Annotated in this window: 13 protein-coding genes and 1 pseudogene; 5 read left to right on the forward strand and 9 right to left on the reverse strand. The window is 73.6% G+C overall.

Features of this window, described 5'->3' with window-relative positions; translation table 11 throughout:
* Positions 1 to 56: 56 nt before the first annotated feature.
* Both ACFVX6_RS03660 and ACFVX6_RS03665 read right to left on the reverse strand, forming a co-directional pair.
* Entirely contained in the window at positions 57 to 956 is a 900-nt protein-coding gene (locus tag ACFVX6_RS03660) for an arginase family protein (RefSeq protein ID WP_389687564.1), read from the reverse strand.
* Between the two features lie 4 nt (positions 957 to 960).
* Positions 961 to 1,560, reverse strand: coding sequence for a GNAT family N-acetyltransferase (locus ACFVX6_RS03665; RefSeq protein WP_389687566.1), 600 nt, complete (start codon positions 1,558 to 1,560; stop codon positions 961 to 963).
* A 34-nt stretch (positions 1,561 to 1,594) separates the two neighbouring features.
* On the opposite strand from ACFVX6_RS03665, the gene ACFVX6_RS03670 reads away from it, so the two are divergent.
* The gene (locus ACFVX6_RS03670) at positions 1,595 to 2,344 is read left to right on the forward strand and encodes a hypothetical protein (RefSeq protein ID WP_389687568.1); all 750 of its coding nucleotides are present in this window, start codon (positions 1,595 to 1,597) and stop codon (positions 2,342 to 2,344) included.
* Positions 2,345 to 2,413: 69 nt separating this feature from the next.
* On the opposite strand, the gene ACFVX6_RS03675 is transcribed toward ACFVX6_RS03670, so the two are convergent.
* From ACFVX6_RS03675 to ACFVX6_RS03700, 6 genes are all read right to left on the reverse strand, one after another.
* The gene (locus ACFVX6_RS03675; protein WP_383952930.1) at positions 2,414 to 2,647 is read right to left on the reverse strand and encodes a DUF1049 domain-containing protein; all 234 of its coding nucleotides are present in this window, start codon (positions 2,645 to 2,647) and stop codon (positions 2,414 to 2,416) included.
* 33 nt (positions 2,648 to 2,680) lie between these two features.
* Entirely contained in the window at positions 2,681 to 4,684 is a 2,004-nt protein-coding gene (locus ACFVX6_RS03680) for a prolyl oligopeptidase family serine peptidase (protein WP_389687570.1), read from the reverse strand.
* A complete protein-coding gene (locus ACFVX6_RS03685) occupies positions 4,684 to 6,039 on the reverse strand; it encodes a M20/M25/M40 family metallo-hydrolase (protein WP_389687746.1) in 1,356 nt (451 codons plus the stop codon). The genes ACFVX6_RS03680 and ACFVX6_RS03685 overlap by 1 nt, the downstream gene beginning before the upstream one ends.
* Before the next feature lies 1 nt (position 6,040).
* The gene (locus ACFVX6_RS03690) at positions 6,041 to 6,874 is read right to left on the reverse strand and encodes a M55 family metallopeptidase (protein WP_389687571.1); all 834 of its coding nucleotides are present in this window, start codon (positions 6,872 to 6,874) and stop codon (positions 6,041 to 6,043) included.
* Between the two features lie 158 nt (positions 6,875 to 7,032).
* A complete protein-coding gene (locus tag ACFVX6_RS03695; RefSeq protein WP_383952922.1) occupies positions 7,033 to 7,476 on the reverse strand; it encodes an SRPBCC family protein in 444 nt (147 codons plus the stop codon).
* Between the two features lie 72 nt (positions 7,477 to 7,548).
* Positions 7,549 to 7,914: a hypothetical protein gene (locus tag ACFVX6_RS03700; RefSeq protein ID WP_389687573.1), complete on the reverse strand. Its 366-nt coding sequence runs from the start codon at positions 7,912 to 7,914 to the stop codon at positions 7,549 to 7,551.
* 211 nt (positions 7,915 to 8,125) lie between these two features.
* Between ACFVX6_RS03700 and ACFVX6_RS03705 the strand changes: the two genes are divergently transcribed.
* The 3 genes and pseudogenes from ACFVX6_RS03705 to ACFVX6_RS03715 form a co-directional block, all read left to right on the forward strand.
* On the forward strand, positions 8,126 to 9,160 hold the full coding sequence (locus tag ACFVX6_RS03705) for an Rv2578c family radical SAM protein (RefSeq protein WP_389687574.1): 1,035 nt from the start codon (positions 8,126 to 8,128) through the stop codon (positions 9,158 to 9,160).
* Positions 9,161 to 9,283: 123 nt separating this feature from the next.
* Positions 9,284 to 10,882 (forward strand): alpha/beta hydrolase, encoded by a 1,599-nt coding sequence (locus ACFVX6_RS03710; protein ID WP_389687576.1) that lies wholly within the window; start codon positions 9,284 to 9,286, stop codon positions 10,880 to 10,882.
* A gap of 25 nt (positions 10,883 to 10,907) precedes the next feature.
* A pseudogene (locus tag ACFVX6_RS03715) lies at positions 10,908 to 11,315 on the forward strand (RidA family protein); the annotation flags it as partial.
* A gap of 100 nt (positions 11,316 to 11,415) precedes the next feature.
* On the opposite strand, the gene ACFVX6_RS03720 reads toward ACFVX6_RS03715, so the two are convergent.
* Positions 11,416 to 11,985 carry an adenylosuccinate lyase gene (locus tag ACFVX6_RS03720; RefSeq protein WP_351438992.1) on the reverse strand — a complete coding sequence of 190 codons (570 nt, stop codon included), beginning with the start codon at positions 11,983 to 11,985 and terminating at the stop codon, positions 11,416 to 11,418.
* A gap of 469 nt (positions 11,986 to 12,454) precedes the next feature.
* On the opposite strand from ACFVX6_RS03720, the gene ACFVX6_RS03725 reads away from it, so the two are divergent.
* Complete coding sequence (locus ACFVX6_RS03725; protein ID WP_389687579.1) at positions 12,455 to 14,287, forward strand: 3-hydroxyacyl-CoA dehydrogenase family protein; 1,833 nt, start codon at positions 12,455 to 12,457, stop codon at positions 14,285 to 14,287.
* Positions 14,288 to 14,412 lie beyond the last annotated feature (125 nt).

Below are 14,412 nucleotides of genomic sequence, written 5' to 3' on the forward strand. Positions count from 1 at the left end.
GGCAGGCCGGCCCGACGGCAGGCCGGGCGCCACGGGCCCGGCCCGACCCGGCCGTCCTACGCGAACGCCCCCGCCACCAAGTCCGCGAGCAGGGCTCCGGCCCGCCCGTCCGGGTCCAGGTCCGGGTCGTAGATGGTGACGTTGAGTCCGACGCAGCGCGGGGAGCTGATCAACACCCCCAGCAGTTCCGCGAGTTCGTCGGGAATCAGGCCGCCGGCGTCCGGGCTGTCGACGGCCGGCATCACGGACGGGTCCAGTACGTCGGCGTCCAGGTGGACCCAGAACCCGGCGGTGGCCGGGGGCTGCAGCCCCGTCAGCGCGGTACGGGCCACCGGCCCGGCGCCGCGGTCCCGGATCGCCCCGACCGTGGCGGCGAAGATCCCGGCGGCCCGCAGCTCGGGGAGGTCCGGGTCCCCGTCGCGCAGCCCGAAGAGCCGGACGTCCTCGTCGCGCACGTAGGGCCCGAGGCCCTCCAGGTCGGCGAGGTCCGCCTGGCCGCGCCCGGTGGCGAGCGCCAGTTCCTCGCCGCCGGCCGCGCCGACCGGCCCGTTGACGTCCTCGTTGCCGGGATGGCGGAAGTCGGCGGAGCCGTCGATCGCGGCGATGCCGTACCGCCCGAGGCGCCGCATGGCCAGGGAGGCGCCGAGCTGGATGGAGCAGTCGCCGCCGAGGACGACGGGGAACTCCCCGGAGCGCAGGTGGTCCTCGATCCGGTCGGCGAGGGCGACGGTGTACGCGGCGAGGGGCCCGGCGTGGAACACCCCGTCCCCCTCCTTCCAGTCGCCCCGGTCGTAGCGCGGCGGGACGACCACCCCGCCCTCGCGTGCCCCGAGGCGGGCCAGCAGGCCCTGTTCCCGCAGGGCCCCGGCCAGTTTGTACACGCCGGGAACGGAGCCCGGGGCCGGGGGCCGGAGCCCGAGGTTGGACGGTGCGTCGAGGAGCACGAGGGTTCGCATGCACTCATCCTGTGCGATGCGGGACCCCGGGACATGGCATTTCGGCCGTGATCGCCCAGCGTTCGTGGTCCCGCCAGGCGCCGTCGACCTGGAGGAAGTCCGGCGACAGCCCCTCCAGTCGGAAGCCGAGCCCTCGGACGAGGGCGATCGAGGCGGCGTTTCCCGGCTGGATGTTGGCCTCCAGCCGGTGCAGTGCGAGACCGTCCGCAGCAAAGGCGTGGCCCACGGCCAGGCCGAGCGCCTCCCGCATCAGCCCCCGGCCCGCCGCGTGCGCGAAGGCCCCGTAGCCGAGCGCGCCGCAGCGGAAGGCGCCGAGAACGATGTTGTTGACGTTGACGAAGCCGGCGATCGCCCCCGATTCCAGCTCGCACACGAGGAATCCGGTCCTGCCCGCCGCGGCGGCCCCGGCCGGGCCACCAAGCGCGCCGGCGATCAGCGGGGCGGCGTACGCCTCGTAGGCCTCCGCGGTCGTGGGCGGAGACAGCCACGGGTGGTGGAGCTCCCGGCTCTCGCCCACCCGGGCGGTGAACTCGGCGCCGTCAGTGGGCCGGTAGGGCCGCAGCCCGATCCGTCCACCCTCGGCGAGGTACGGGAAATACGACATCGCCCCAGGCTAGGGCCTGTGGCAGGATCCCGATGTGATCATCACCCCGAACACCGAAGAGCTCCTCCTCGCGGCCGCGTACAACAACGCCGCGTGGTGCGCCGCTGTCTGCCGCGACGGCGGCTTCACCGCCCAGGCCTGGAGCAGCCCCCGCCCGACCCCGCTCTACTACCCGGACGCCGTGACCCTCACCCGGGACACCGACACGGCGGCCCTGCTCGCAGGGATCGACACCGCCGCGCCGCGCGCCTCGGTCAAGGACAGCTTCGCCGTGCTCGACCTGGCTCCGGCCGGCTTCGAGGTCCTCTTCGGCGCCGAGTGGATCCACCGCCCGGCGTCCGCTCCCGCCGTCGCCCCGACCCTGGCGTGGAGCCGGATCTCCGGCCCCGCGGAGCTGGAGGCGTGGGAGACGGCCTGGGACGGCGAGGAGAGCACCGGCCTGTTCCACCCGGGGCTGCTCACGGCGGATGCGGAGGATGCAGGGGAAGCAGGGGAAGCAGAAGAGGCCGGGGAGATCGCCTTCCTCGCGGGGCGGGACGCCGAGGGCCGGATCCTCGCCGGGGCCGCCGCCAACCGCACCGGCGAGGTGGTCGGCATCTCCAACGTGTTCACCGCCGACGGCACCCAGGACGACGAGGCCTGGGCGGGTGCGCTGGCCCTGACGGCCTCGCTCTGGCCCGGCCTGGCGCTCGTCGGCTACGAGTCGGGGGACGACCTCGACACGGCGCTGCGCCACGGCTTCACGGCCATCGGCCCGCTCCGGGTCTGGGTCCACTCGGGCTGACCGCCGTCCCGGACCCCTGCCACGGACCGGCTACGGGGCCTGCGGGGTCTACGGTGCCCGCGGAGCCCGCTACTTGCGCCGCCGGGCGAAGTAGGCCCCGCACAGTCCGCCCAGCACCGCCGCGATCAGCAGGGCGACGTACAGCGGCATCGTCACCTGCGGGATCAGCAGCCGGATCTTGGTGGGCCGGGTGTTCTCGAAGATGAACACCAAGGTGAGCACCGCGAGCGCTGCGATGCCCGCGCGTCCCGGGGTGATCTGACCGCGGCCCTTGCCGCGGCTCTTGGACGTGTGGGAGCTCATGGTCCCATCGTCCGGCCGCGGCGTCCCGGGGGCTCAGTCGGACAGGGCCAAACGGGGAATGTCCGCCCGCTCGAACCCGAACACCTGCGCGTACAGCGACAGCTCCGCCTCCAGCGCCCGGACCATCGTGTCCGCACGCCGGAAGCCGTGCCCCTCGCCCTCGAAGGCCACGTACGCGTGGGGCACCGCCCGCCCGCGCATCGCGGCCAGCAGCCGCTCCGCCTGCGCGGGCGGGCAGACCGGGTCGTCCAGGCCCTGGAGCAGGACGAACGGCGCGGTGATCCCGTCGGCGCGGGCCACCGGAGAACGCTCGCGGCTGATCAGGGCCAGGGTCTGCGGGGGGCCGGCGAGGCCGTCGATGTAGCGGGACTCCAGGTCGTGGGTCTCGGCGGCGAAGCCGGTCAGGTCCAGGACCGGGTAGATGATCGCCGCGCACGCGTACAGGCCGGTGGACGCCAGCGAGGCCGCGGCCGTCCAGCCGCCCGCGCTGCCGCCCCGGATCGCGAGGCGGTCCGGATCGGCGGTGCCCTCGGCGGCGAGGGCCCGCGCCACGGCGGCGCAGTCCTCGACGTCGACGACGCCCCACTGTTCGCGCAGCCGTTCGCGGTAGGCGCGGCCGTAGCCGGTGGAGCCCCCGTAGTTGACCTCGACGACGCCGATGCCGCGCGAGGTGAAGTAGGCGATGTGCAGGTCGAGTACGGGCGGCACGTGGTCGGTGGGTCCGCCGTGCGCCCACACCACGTACGGGGGCAACTCGTCGGCCCGGGCACGCAGTACGGGGTGGTGCGGCGGGTAGACGTGGGCGTGGATCTCCCGGCCGCCCCGGCCGAAGAAGGTCCGGCTCTGCGGCTCCGGGTAGTACGCGGGGTCCGCCCCGTCCGCCCCCGGGGAGCCGCGGCCGCCCACCACCCGGGCGTGCCCGGTGGCCGTGTCCAGCTCCACCACCTCGTACGCGCTGCGCGGGCTGGCCGCGACCCCGTAGACCCGGCTGCCGCTGACGGCGAGCGTGGGCTGCCAGGCCGTCCACGGCCCGGCCGCGTCGACCAGGTCCCCGCTCTCCGGGTCGAGCACCCCGAGCACCGAGGAGCCCCGGCCGTGCAGGACGGCGACGAGTCCGTCGGGGAGCGCCGCGATCCAGCGCAGCCCGGACTTCCACAGCGGCCCGCCGAACTCCTCTTCCCTGGGGCACAGGTTGACGGCCTCGCCCGTTTCCCCGTCCACCCGGTACGGGTTCCACCAGCCGCCCCGGTCGCTGACCGCGAGGAGGCTGCCGCCGGTGGTCCACTCGACCTGGGCGACGGCTTCCTCGGGCCCGCCGAGCACGGTACGGGCCTCCGCGAGCCGGCCGTCCGGGGTGACCTCGGCGAGCCTGAGCTCGGTGCCGTCCCACGGCATCCGGGGGTGGTCCCACACCAGCCAGGCCGCCTGCCGCCCGTCCGGGGAGAGCCGGGGCCCGGTGCTGAACCGGTACCGGTCGTCGGTCAACTCCCGTACCAGGGACCGGTCTTCCGCGGCAGATCCGTCCAGCGGTACGGCGGCCAGTACGCGGCGCACATCGGTCGGCGCGGTTCCGGTGAACTCCTCCAGCACGCACCAGACTTCGCCGTCGCGCAGCACCGGGTCGGCCCAGCGCAGCCCGCCGCCGACCGTCGAGACGGGGGTCAGGGCCCGCGGCGCGGGGCTGCCGGGCGCGTCGGGCTCGTACGCGTACAGCCGCTGGTCGGCGAAGTGGACGAAGACCACCAGCGGTCCACCCAGGGGGCGTTCGATGCCCGCCCAGGGCAGGCCGCCGTACTCGGTTACCCGGCTGCGCACGTTCCACGGCGCGGGCAGCGCGCAGACCGCGGGCCCGCCGTCCGCGGGCCGGCGGACCAGGGCGCGGCGGCCGCCTTCGGCCGGCCGGGGCACCGTCCACCACACCTCGGCCCCGATCGCGCCGACGTACTCGGGCCTCCCGTCGAGGGAGGCGGCGAGCGCGGCGCCGATCGGCGAGGGCCAACTGCCGTAGGGGGCGGTGCCGTCGCCGCGCGAGGCCATCACAGGGCGCGCAGGGCGCGGTCGAGGACGCGGACCCCGAAGTGCAGGGCGTCGACGGGCACACGCTCGTCCACTCCGTGGAAGAGGGACCAGTAGTCGAAGCCGGGCGGCAGCTTGAGCGGGGAGAAGCCGTAGCCGGTGATGCCGAGCCGGGAGAACTGCTTGGCGTCGGTGCCGCCCGCCATGCAGAAGGGCACCACGTGCCCCTCGGGGTCGAAGGCCTCGACGGACTCGCGCAGGATCCCGTACGTCCGCCCGTCCACGGGGGCTTCGAGGGCCACCTCCCGGTGGTGGAACTCCCAGTGCACGTCGGGGCCGGTGAGCTCGTCGAGGGTGGCGATGAACTCGGCCTCGCCGCCGGGCAGCATCCGCCCGTCCACGTACGCGGTGGCGGTGCCCGGGATGACGTTGAGCTTGTAACCGGCGCTGAGCATGGTCGGGTTGGCGCTGTTGCGGACGGTCGCCTCGACGAGGGCGCCGGCCGGGCCGAGCTTGTTGAGGATCTGGTCGAGCTGGAATCCGGGAGCCCGAGGATCGACCGACATCCCCTGGAGGGCGGCGAGTTCGGTGATGCAGGCGGTGACGGTGTCGGTGAGGCGGACCGGCCAGTCGTGCTCGCCGATGCGGGCGACGGCGGCGGCGAGCCGGCTGACCGCGTTGGCCCGGTTGGGCTTGGAGCCGTGTCCGGCGGTGCCGGTCGCGGTGAGCTTCAGCCAGGCGGTGCCGCGTTCGCCGGCGGCGATCGGGTAGAGGGCCTGTCCGGGGGCGGTGTGCACGGTGAAGGCCCCGGATTCGCTGATGCCCTCGGTACAGCCCTCGAAGAGTTCGGGGTGGTGGTCGGCGAGGAAGCCCGAGCCGTCGATCGCGCTGTCCTCCTCGTCGGCGGTGTAGGCGATCACGATGTCCCGCCGGGGTCTCACGCCGGCCCGCGCCCAGGCCCGTACGACGGCCAGCACCATCGCGTCCATGTTCTTCATGTCTACGGCGCCGCGGCCCCAGACCACCCCGTCGCGGACCTCGCCCGAGAAGGGGTCCACGCTCCAGTCGGCGGCCTCGGCCGGGACCACGTCGAGGTGGCCGTGGACCAGGACGGCGGGGGCGGTGGGGTCGGTGCCCGCGATCCGCGCCACCACGTTGGTGCGGCCCGGGGTGCGTTCCAGCAGCGCGGGCTCCAGGCCGATGTCCGCCAGCCGCTCGGCGACGTACTCGGCGGCCGGGCGTTCCCGGCAGTCGCCGCCGCCGCGGTTCGTGGTGTCGATGCGGATCAAGCCGGAGGTGAACTCGACGGCCTCGTCGAGCGCCACCCGGTCGACGGGCGTACCGGTGACACCGAAGCTGGCGCCCGGCTCGGACATGTCAGCCATACTGCTCCTCCACCGCTGCCGAGACGATCGTGGTGACCGCCTTGAAGGTCCGGATCCCCTCGTACATCGTCCCGCTGGTGTACCCGACCCTACGCTCACCCGATCGCTCGACTCCGGGCACCACCGTGGCGGCCATCGCCAGGTGCTCGGCGTCGAACTCGACCTCCACCGCGAACGGCCCGCCCCGCACCGGTTCGTACCGGACGGCGAGAGCGGCGGCCTCCTTGGCGGCGGCCCGGATGTCGGCGGCCGTACGGGCCGGGGTGCGGCAGACGGCGGCGTAGCGCGAGACGTGGTCCTTGACGGCGACCGTCACCGCGTCCGGGGCGTAGCCGGCGGCGTCGGCGCAGGTCAGGTCGTCTCCGGTGACCAGGATGACGGGGACCCCGTACTCGGCGACCACGTGCGCGTTGAGCAGTCCTTCGCTGGCGCGGGTTCCGTTGATCCAGACCCCGGTGATGGAGTTGGCGAGGTAGGTGTGGGCGAGCACGCCCTCGGCGCCGGCGCCCGTGTGGTAGCCGACGAAGGCGATGCCGTCGACGTCCCCGTGCTGGACGCCCTCGACCATGGAGAGGGATTTGTGGCGGCCGGTCAGCATCTCGACGCGGGCGTCGAGCCGCTCCAGCAGCAGGTTGCGCATGGTCCAGTGGGCCTCGTTGACGAGGACCTGGTCCGCGCCGGCGTCGTAGAACCCGAGGACGGCGGCGTTCACGTCGGAGGTGAACAGGGTCCGGCAGCGTTCCCACTGCGGGGTCCCGGGCAGCACGTCGGCGGGCCAGGTGACGCCGGTGGCGCCTTCCATGTCGGCGGAGATGAGGATCTTCATCGGGCCCCCGGGCGGTCGGTAGCGCTCAGGGCCCCACCCTAGCCGTCCGGCCGCTGCCGGACCCCGGGGCCACGCCAGTGCCGCGCGGGATCGCAGGCTGCTTCATTTCACCCGATCCGGTGAGGCCGCGTTCCGGGCCCCACCGGCAACGGCCTTGCTCAGCCCTTGACTTCGGTGGCCAGGTTGGCGAGGAGGGTGTCGTAGATGCGGGCCAGACCCTTGGGCGCGAAGGTGCGCTCGAAGAAGCCGCCGATGCCGCCGGCGCCGTTCCACACGGTGGTGACGACGGCCTTGGACTTGCCCTCGCCCGCCGGGGTGACCGTCCAGGTGGTGACCATGGAGGAGTTGCGGTCCTTCTCCACGAGCTGGCCGTCGGTGGGCTCGGTGACCTCCAGCAGGCAGTCGCGGACGCGCTTGCTCGTGGCCTGGAGCTTCCAGTGGACGAGGGTGCCCTCGCCGTCGCCGCCCTCGCGCACCTCGTACTCGCTGAAGTGCTCGGGCAGCAGCTTGCCCCGGGTCCCGGTGTAGTCGGCCAGCGCGTCGAACACGGTCTCCGCGTCCGCCCCGATGATGCGTTCCGTGGTGGCCTCGACCTGCGCCATGGCTTTCCTCCAGCAGTTGTGTCCGTCGTCGCCGCAAGCCAACCACCTCCGGCCCGGCCGCCCAAATCCGGGTCAGATGTGGCAGCGGAGGTACACGAGGAGGGCATCGTCGGGCAGTCCCGCGAGGTAGGCCGCCGTCCCTCCCGGCCGCCGGGTGGGCGGCGGGTCGTGCGGGCAGGTCGCGGGATCGTCGCAGGCGCCGTGGAGCGGTTCGTCACCCGCCTCGCACCACCAGCCGTCGAGCGTCGGGATGTTGTGGTGCCGCAGCGCCCATCCGGCCCCGTCCGTGACGAATTCCTCCCGGGTGCGCTCTCCCACCACAGTGAGGGGGTCGTCGACGTCGAGCAGGACCGAGCGGAACCGTTCGGTGCCGGGCTCGGCCGGCAGCCCGGCGGCCCACTGCCGGAAGGCGGCCGCGGGCGTCTGCGCGAGGTACACGGCGCGAGCCGCCCGCGCACCAGCCGGGCAGGCTCGGCTCGACGGTGCCGTCCCAGAGCGGCTGGTCGTGGACGATCCGGGCATCCGCCTCGTGACCCGGCCGGATCCGGTAGGCGTATCCGCACCACGTTGACCAGCGGGTTTACCGGGCCGCACGATCATGGGAACGTTTGTTCTATTCTCGGGGTCGAACTACCGAGGGAGGCGCACCATGCGCTGGGACAACCTGACCGAGGGCCCCACGGGCCCGGCCGCGCTCTTCGGCGCCGACTCCGTCGTGACCCGCACCTTCGACACCCCCGAATTCCGCGGGATCACCTTCCACGAGGTCCGGGCCCGGTCGATCGTCAACCGGGTCCCCGGCGCCTCCCGGATGCCGTTCGAGTGGACCGTGAACCCGTACCGGGGGTGCAGTCACGCCTGCGTGTACTGCTTCGCCCGCAAGACGCACGGCTATCTCGACCTCGACACCGGGATCGGCTTCGACTCCCAGATCGTCGTCAAGACCAACGCCCCCGAGCTCGTGCGCCGTGAGCTCGCCTCGCCCCGCTGGACCGGCGCGCACATCGCGATGGGCACCAACGTCGACTGCTACCAGCGCGCCGAGGGCCGCTACCGCCTGATGCCCGGGATCATCGAGGCGCTGCGGGAGCGGGCCAATCCCTTCTCGATCCTCACCAAGGGCACGCTGATCCTCCGCGACCTCCCCCTCATCCAGGAGGCCGCTGCCGTCGCCGACGTCGGGATCTCCGTGTCCGTCGGCTTCACCGACACCGCCCTGTGGCGCACGATCGAGCCCGGCACCCCCTCCCCCGCCGCCCGGCTACAGGCCGTCCGCACCCTCACCGACGCCGGCATCGAGTGCGGGGTGCTGATGGCCCCGGTGATCCCCTTCCTCGGCGACTCCCCGGAGCAGCTGCGGGCCACCGTCCGGGCCGTCGCGGAGTCGGGCGCGACCTCCGTGACACCCCTGGTACTCCATCTGCGCCCCGGGGCGCGGGAGTGGTTCACGGCCTGGCTCGGCGAGCACCACCCCCACCTGGTCGAGCGGTACGAGCGGATGTACGCGGGCGGCTCGTACGCGCCCACCTGGTACCAGCGGATGATCACCCGTCAAGTCCACGAGCTCGCCGCCGAATTCGGCATCGGCCCCGGCGGTCGCGGACCGGCCCGGCGGATCGTCGTACCGGAGCGGCCCGACGCGCCGACGCCCGCGCCCGGGCCGACGCAGCTCAGCCTGCTCTGAGCACCCGTACGACCGTACGACCGACTGAAGGGTCATCACATCGGGCCAATCGGGGCCCCAATCCCCCCTTCCGAGCACAGGTTCCGGGACGATTCCGCCCAGAACCCTCGGCTGGGAGGCCCCATGCTGCACCCGATGCTGCACCCGACGAAGAACAAGCCCGGTCCCGCTCTGAGGCGCGCCGCCGTCCTGCTGGCCGTGTCCACCCTGGCCGCCGCCCTGGCGAGCCCGGTCACGGCCGCGACCCCGGCAGCGGCGGCCCCGGCCGCCGAGGCCCTGAAGTGGTCCAACTGCGCGACCTCCCGCTACCCGACGCTCCAGTGCGCCTCCCTCAAGGTTCCCCTCGACCACGACAGCCCGGCCGGCCGGCAGATCTCCCTCGCCCTGACCCGGGTCCCCCACACGGCCGCCCGCTCCCAGGGCCCGCTGCTGGTCAACCCCGGCGGGCCCGGCGGCAGCGGCCGCACCCTGGCCGGGTTCATCGCCTCCGCGCTGCCCAAGGACGTGGCGGCCCAGTACGACGTGATCGGCTTCGACCCCCGGGGCGTCGGCAAGAGCGAGCCCGCCCTGGACTGCGGCGCGGGCCACTTCACCCCCGTACGGCCCGACTCCGTACCGCTGGACGAGGAGACCGAGCGGGCCAACCTGGAGCGGGTGAAGTCCTTCGCCGAGTCCTGCCAGACCAAGCACGCCGACGTCCTCCCGTACATCGGCACCGTGTCGGCGGCCCGTGACCTCGAAGTGCTGCGCACCGCCCTGCGCGCGGACAAGCTGAGCTACTTCGGCTACTCCTACGGCACCTACCTGGGCGCGGTGTACGCCAAGCTCCACCCCGACCGCGTGCACCGCCTGGTCCTGGACTCGGTCGTGGACCCGACCGGGGTCTGGTACGAGGACAACCTCGCCCAGGACCAGGCCTTCGACTCCCGCCACAAGGCCTTCCTGGCCTGGGTGGCCCGGTACGACGCCACGTACCACCTCGGCACCGACCCGGCCGAGGTCGAGGCCCGCTGGTACGAGATGCGGACCGCGCTGCGCACGGCCCCGGCGGGCGCCAAGGTGGGCCCGGCGGAGCTGGAGGACACCTTCATGCCGGGCGGCTACTTCAACGGCTACTGGCCCCACCTCGCGACGGCCTTCGCCGCGTACGCGGTGGAGGGCGACCCGAAGCCGCTGGTCTCCGCGTACGAGAAGTTCGGCGCGGTGGAGCCCTCGGCCGGCAACAGCTACAGCGTCTACACGGCCGTGCAGTGCCGGGACTCGGCCTGGCCCAGGAACTGGAACCAGTGGCGGGCCGACATGTGGCGCACGCACGCCAAGGCGCCCTTCATGACCTGGAACAACGCCTGGTACAACGCCCCCTGCGCGTTCTGGCCGGGCGAGCCGCTCCAGGCCCCGGACGTCACCAACTCGGCGCTCCCACAGGCGCTCCTCTTCCAGGCGACCGAGGACGCGGCGACCCCGTACGAGGGCGCGGTGAGCATGCGGCGCAAGCTCGCGGGCTCGGCGCTGGTGGTCGAGGAGGGCGGCGGCAACCACGGCATCGCCCTGAGCGGCAACAAGTGCCTCGACGAGAAGCTGGCCGCGTACCTGCTGACGGGCAAGGCCGCGGACGCCGTCTGCCCCGCGCAGGCGGCCCCGACCCCGGTCCCGGCGACCCGCGCGGTCCCGCCGTCCGCGGGCGGCGCGGCGCTGCACGGGCTGCTGGGCTTCCGGGGCTGACCCGGGAGGGGGCAGGATCATGCCCATGACCACCTCACAGGACAACCACCTCACCCGCATCGCCGCGCCCGAGGGCGTGGCCCCGGGCACCGGCTACAACCACGTCGTCTGGGGCACGGGGCGGTTCGTCGCCGTGTCCGGACAGTGCGCCTTCGACGAGAAGGGCGAGCTGGTCGGAGAGGGCGACGCCGCCGCCCAGGCCCGGCAGGTCTTCGAGAACCTGCGCCGGTGCCTGGCGGCGGCCGGGGCCACCTTCGAGGACGTGGTGAAGCTGACGTACTTCGTCACGGACGTCGCCCACCTCCCGGCGGTACGGGAGGCCCGTGACGAGGTGATCGCCCCGGACCGCCTCCCGGCCTCCTCGGCGGTCCAGGTCGCGGCCCTGTTCCGGCCGGAACTGCTGATGGAGATCGAGGCCTTCGCGGTCCTCCCGGAACGGACCCCGACCGGGTCGCGCTCCGGGGCCGAGGCCGAAACCGGCTTCCGGACCGGTTCCGCGGCCGGGTTCGGCACCGGGTTCAAGACCGGCTTCGCTAGCTGACGCCCAGCCCCCGCAAGGCCGCCGTCGCCGCCACGGCCAGCCGGGGGTGCGACTGGGCCCGGGTCAGGACCTCCCGGGCCCGCTGGTCGGCCAGCGCGCCCAGCCCCTCCACGCAGGCCAGGGCCACCCGCCAGTACGGGTCGTGCGGCGCGAGCAGCCGCGACAGGGTGCGGATCAGCGCCGGGGCGGACTCCGGGGCGCGCAGCGCCGCCAGCAGCCGGACCGGGTGCAGGGCGTAGGCCGTGCGCAGTTCGTTCGTGGCCAGCGCCGCCGCCGCGCGGGCGGTGCGCGGGTCCCCGAGGACGGCCAGCGCCTGCGCGGCGGCCTCGCAGCGCGGCGGGTCCCGGTGGTTGAGCAGCAGGACCAGGGATTCGAAGGCGCGCCGGTCACCGGCCAGCCCCAGCCGGTACGCGGCCAGTTCGCGGGCCCACAGGTGCTGCCCGGCGGAGGCCAGGGAGGCCGCCAGGCCGTCCGCGTCCGCCGCGAGCAGCGCCGCGTACTGCTCCTCGCCCCCCGGGGCCTGTCCGGCTTCCGCCCGCAGACGTTCCAACACGTCGTTCACGCGGCCACCCTAGAGCAGCCGGTTGATCGATGATCGATGATCGGTACATTTGGGCGGTACAGGTCACATCTGCGCGCTCTGGCGGACCAGTTGGGCAGAGGTTACTGTCCCTACAACACGTACGAGGGCGGCCTGGTGACGCAGCCACCTCGTGCCAGTCGGTTCTGCACGACTTCTGCACCACCTCACGGCGTGACCCCGGGACAGGGCTCCGCCGCACGTGCCCCACGGGCTTCTTCCTGCCGGGATCCCCGGTTCCTCGGGTCCTTCGTGGTTCCTCGGGTCCTTCGTGGTTCCCGGTTCCGCCGCGACCCCTGGTTCCGCCGCGATCCCCGGTTCGCTCCGGAAGCCCCGGGCTTCTCCGCACGGCTTTCCGCCTGCTCCACCGCACGGATTTCCGTACGGCCTCCGCGTGCGCCGTGCGCCGCGCGCCCCCTCAGTCGTCACCCTCTTCCACTGGAGTCCCGCGATGGACCTTCCGTCCACGTCCGGTCAGCCCTCCCCCTCCTCCCAGCCCGTCCGTCCCGCCCTGCAGACCATCGCCGTCGTCGGTCTCGGCACCATGGGCTCCGGCATCGCCGAGGTCCTCGCCCGGGCCGGCCGCGAGGTCATCGGCATCGACGTGAGCGAGGCCGCGGCCCGCCGGGCCACCACGGCCCTCGCGGCGGCCACCGCCCGCTCCGTCGTCAAGGAGCAGCTCACCGAGCAGGAGCGCGAGGCGGTGCTCGCCCGCTTCCGCACCTTCTCCGAGCTGAGCGCCGCCGCCGACGCCGACCTCGTCATCGAGGTGGTCCCCGAGTCCTACGAGCTCAAGCAGCGGATCTTCCGCGAGCTCGACGCGATCGTCCGGCCCACGGCGATCCTGGCCACCGGCACCAACGCCCTGTCGGTGACGCGGATGGCCGCCGAGTCCCAGCGCCCGGAGCGGGTGGTCGGCCTGCACTTCTTCAACCCGGCGCCGACGATGAAGCTGGTCGAGGTCGTCTCCAGCGTGCTGACGGCCCCGCCGGCCGTCGAGGCGGTCACGGCGCTGGCCCGCGAGCTCGGCAAGGAGCCCGTCGCGGTCGGCGACCGCCCCGGCTTCGTCGCGGACGGCCTGCTGTTCGGCTACCTGAACCAGGCCGCCGCCATGTACGAGGCGAAGTACGCCTCCCGCGAGGACATCGACGCGGCGATGAAGCTGGGCTGCGGCCTGCCCATGGGCCCGCTCGCCCTGCTCGACCTGATCGGCGTGGACACCGCCCGCACCGTCCTGGAGGCCATGTACACGGCCTCGGGCGACCGGCTGCACGCCCCGGCCCCGATCCTCGGCCACCTCGCCGAGGCGGGCCTGACCGGGCAGAAGTCCGGGCGCGGGTTCTACACGTACGAGGCCCCGGGCAGCCAGGTCGTCATCCGTGACCTCCAGACCCCGCCGGACGGGGAGCTGGTCCGGGCGAGCCGTCCGGTGAACTCGGTGGGCGTGGCCGGTTCGGGCACGATGGCGAGCGGGATCGCGCAGGTCTTCGCGCAGGCCGGCTTCCCCGTGGTGCTGGCGGCCCGCAGCCAGGAGAAGGCGGACGCTGCGAAGGCTGCGATCGCCAAGTCGCTGGCCCGTGCCGTGGACCGGGGCCGGCTGACCGCCGAGGCCGCCGCCGCCACCGTGGACCGGATCACGGCGGCGGGCTCGCTGGACGCCTTCGCCGACGTGGACCTGGCCGTGGAGGCCGTCGCCGAGGACCTGGAGGTGAAGCAGGAGCTGTTCCGGGCGCTGGACAAGGCCTGCAAGCCCGGTGCGGTGCTCGCCACCACGACCTCCTCGCTCCCGGTGATCGCGATCGCCCGCGCGACCTCGCGGCCCGAGGACGTGATCGGCATGCACTTCTTCAACCCGGCTCCGGCGATGAAGCTGGTCGAGGTGGTCCGGACGGTCCTGACCGCCGACGACGTGCACGCGACCGTCCGCGGGATCTGCGTTCAGGTGCGCAAGCACGCCGTGGACTGCGGGGACCGGGCCGGCTTCATCGTGAACGCGCTGCTGTTCCCGTACCTCAACAACGCGATCAAGATGGTCGAGCAGCACTACGCCGGCATCGACGACATCGACGCGGCGATGAAGCTGGGCGGCGGCTACCCGATGGGGCCCTTCGAGCTCCTCGACGTGGTCGGCCTGGACGTGTCGCTGGCCATCGAGCAGGTGCTGCACAAGGAGTTCCGCGACCCGGGCCTGGCCCCGTCCCCGCTCCTGGAGCACCTGGTCGCTGCGGGCTGCCTGGGCCGGAAGACCGGCCGCGGATTCCGTGAGCACGCCCCCCGCCGGTAACCCGCGGCAGGCCCACGGGCCCCAAGAACAGGATGCGTGGGGAGGGCTGCTCGGGTCCGCCGGACCCTCACGGCGGACGAACCCTCCCGAGGAGCACTGTGTGCCCAGTGCGAGCCCTCCCCCGC

The organism is Streptomyces sp. NPDC058289 (assembly GCF_042880975.1).
Taxonomy (GTDB): domain Bacteria; phylum Actinomycetota; class Actinomycetes; order Streptomycetales; family Streptomycetaceae; genus Streptomyces; species Streptomyces stoeckheimensis.

Excerpts from the sequence above, each read along its gene's own strand:
- ACFVX6_RS03685 (WP_389687746.1), bottom strand. The coding sequence starts at position 6,039 with ATGTCCGAGCCGGGCGCCAGCTTCGGTGTCACCGGTACGCCCGTCGAC.
- ACFVX6_RS03660 (WP_389687564.1), bottom strand. The coding sequence starts at position 956 with ATGCGAACCCTCGTGCTCCTCGACGCACCGTCCAACCTCGGGCTCCGG.
- ACFVX6_RS03725 (WP_389687579.1), top strand. The coding sequence starts at position 12,455 with ATGGACCTTCCGTCCACGTCCGGTCAGCCCTCCCCCTCCTCCCAGCCC.
- ACFVX6_RS03690 (WP_389687571.1), bottom strand. The coding sequence starts at position 6,874 with ATGAAGATCCTCATCTCCGCCGACATGGAAGGCGCCACCGGCGTCACC.
- ACFVX6_RS03680 (WP_389687570.1), bottom strand. The coding sequence starts at position 4,684 with ATGGCCTCGCGCGGCGACGGCACCGCCCCCTACGGCAGTTGGCCCTCG.
- ACFVX6_RS03710 (WP_389687576.1), top strand. The coding sequence starts at position 9,284 with ATGCTGCACCCGATGCTGCACCCGACGAAGAACAAGCCCGGTCCCGCT.
- ACFVX6_RS03665 (WP_389687566.1), bottom strand. The coding sequence starts at position 1,560 with ATGTCGTATTTCCCGTACCTCGCCGAGGGTGGACGGATCGGGCTGCGG.
- ACFVX6_RS03705 (WP_389687574.1), top strand. The coding sequence starts at position 8,126 with ATGCGCTGGGACAACCTGACCGAGGGCCCCACGGGCCCGGCCGCGCTC.
- ACFVX6_RS03675 (WP_383952930.1), bottom strand. The coding sequence starts at position 2,647 with ATGAGCTCCCACACGTCCAAGAGCCGCGGCAAGGGCCGCGGTCAGATC.
- ACFVX6_RS03695 (WP_383952922.1), bottom strand. The coding sequence starts at position 7,476 with ATGGCGCAGGTCGAGGCCACCACGGAACGCATCATCGGGGCGGACGCG.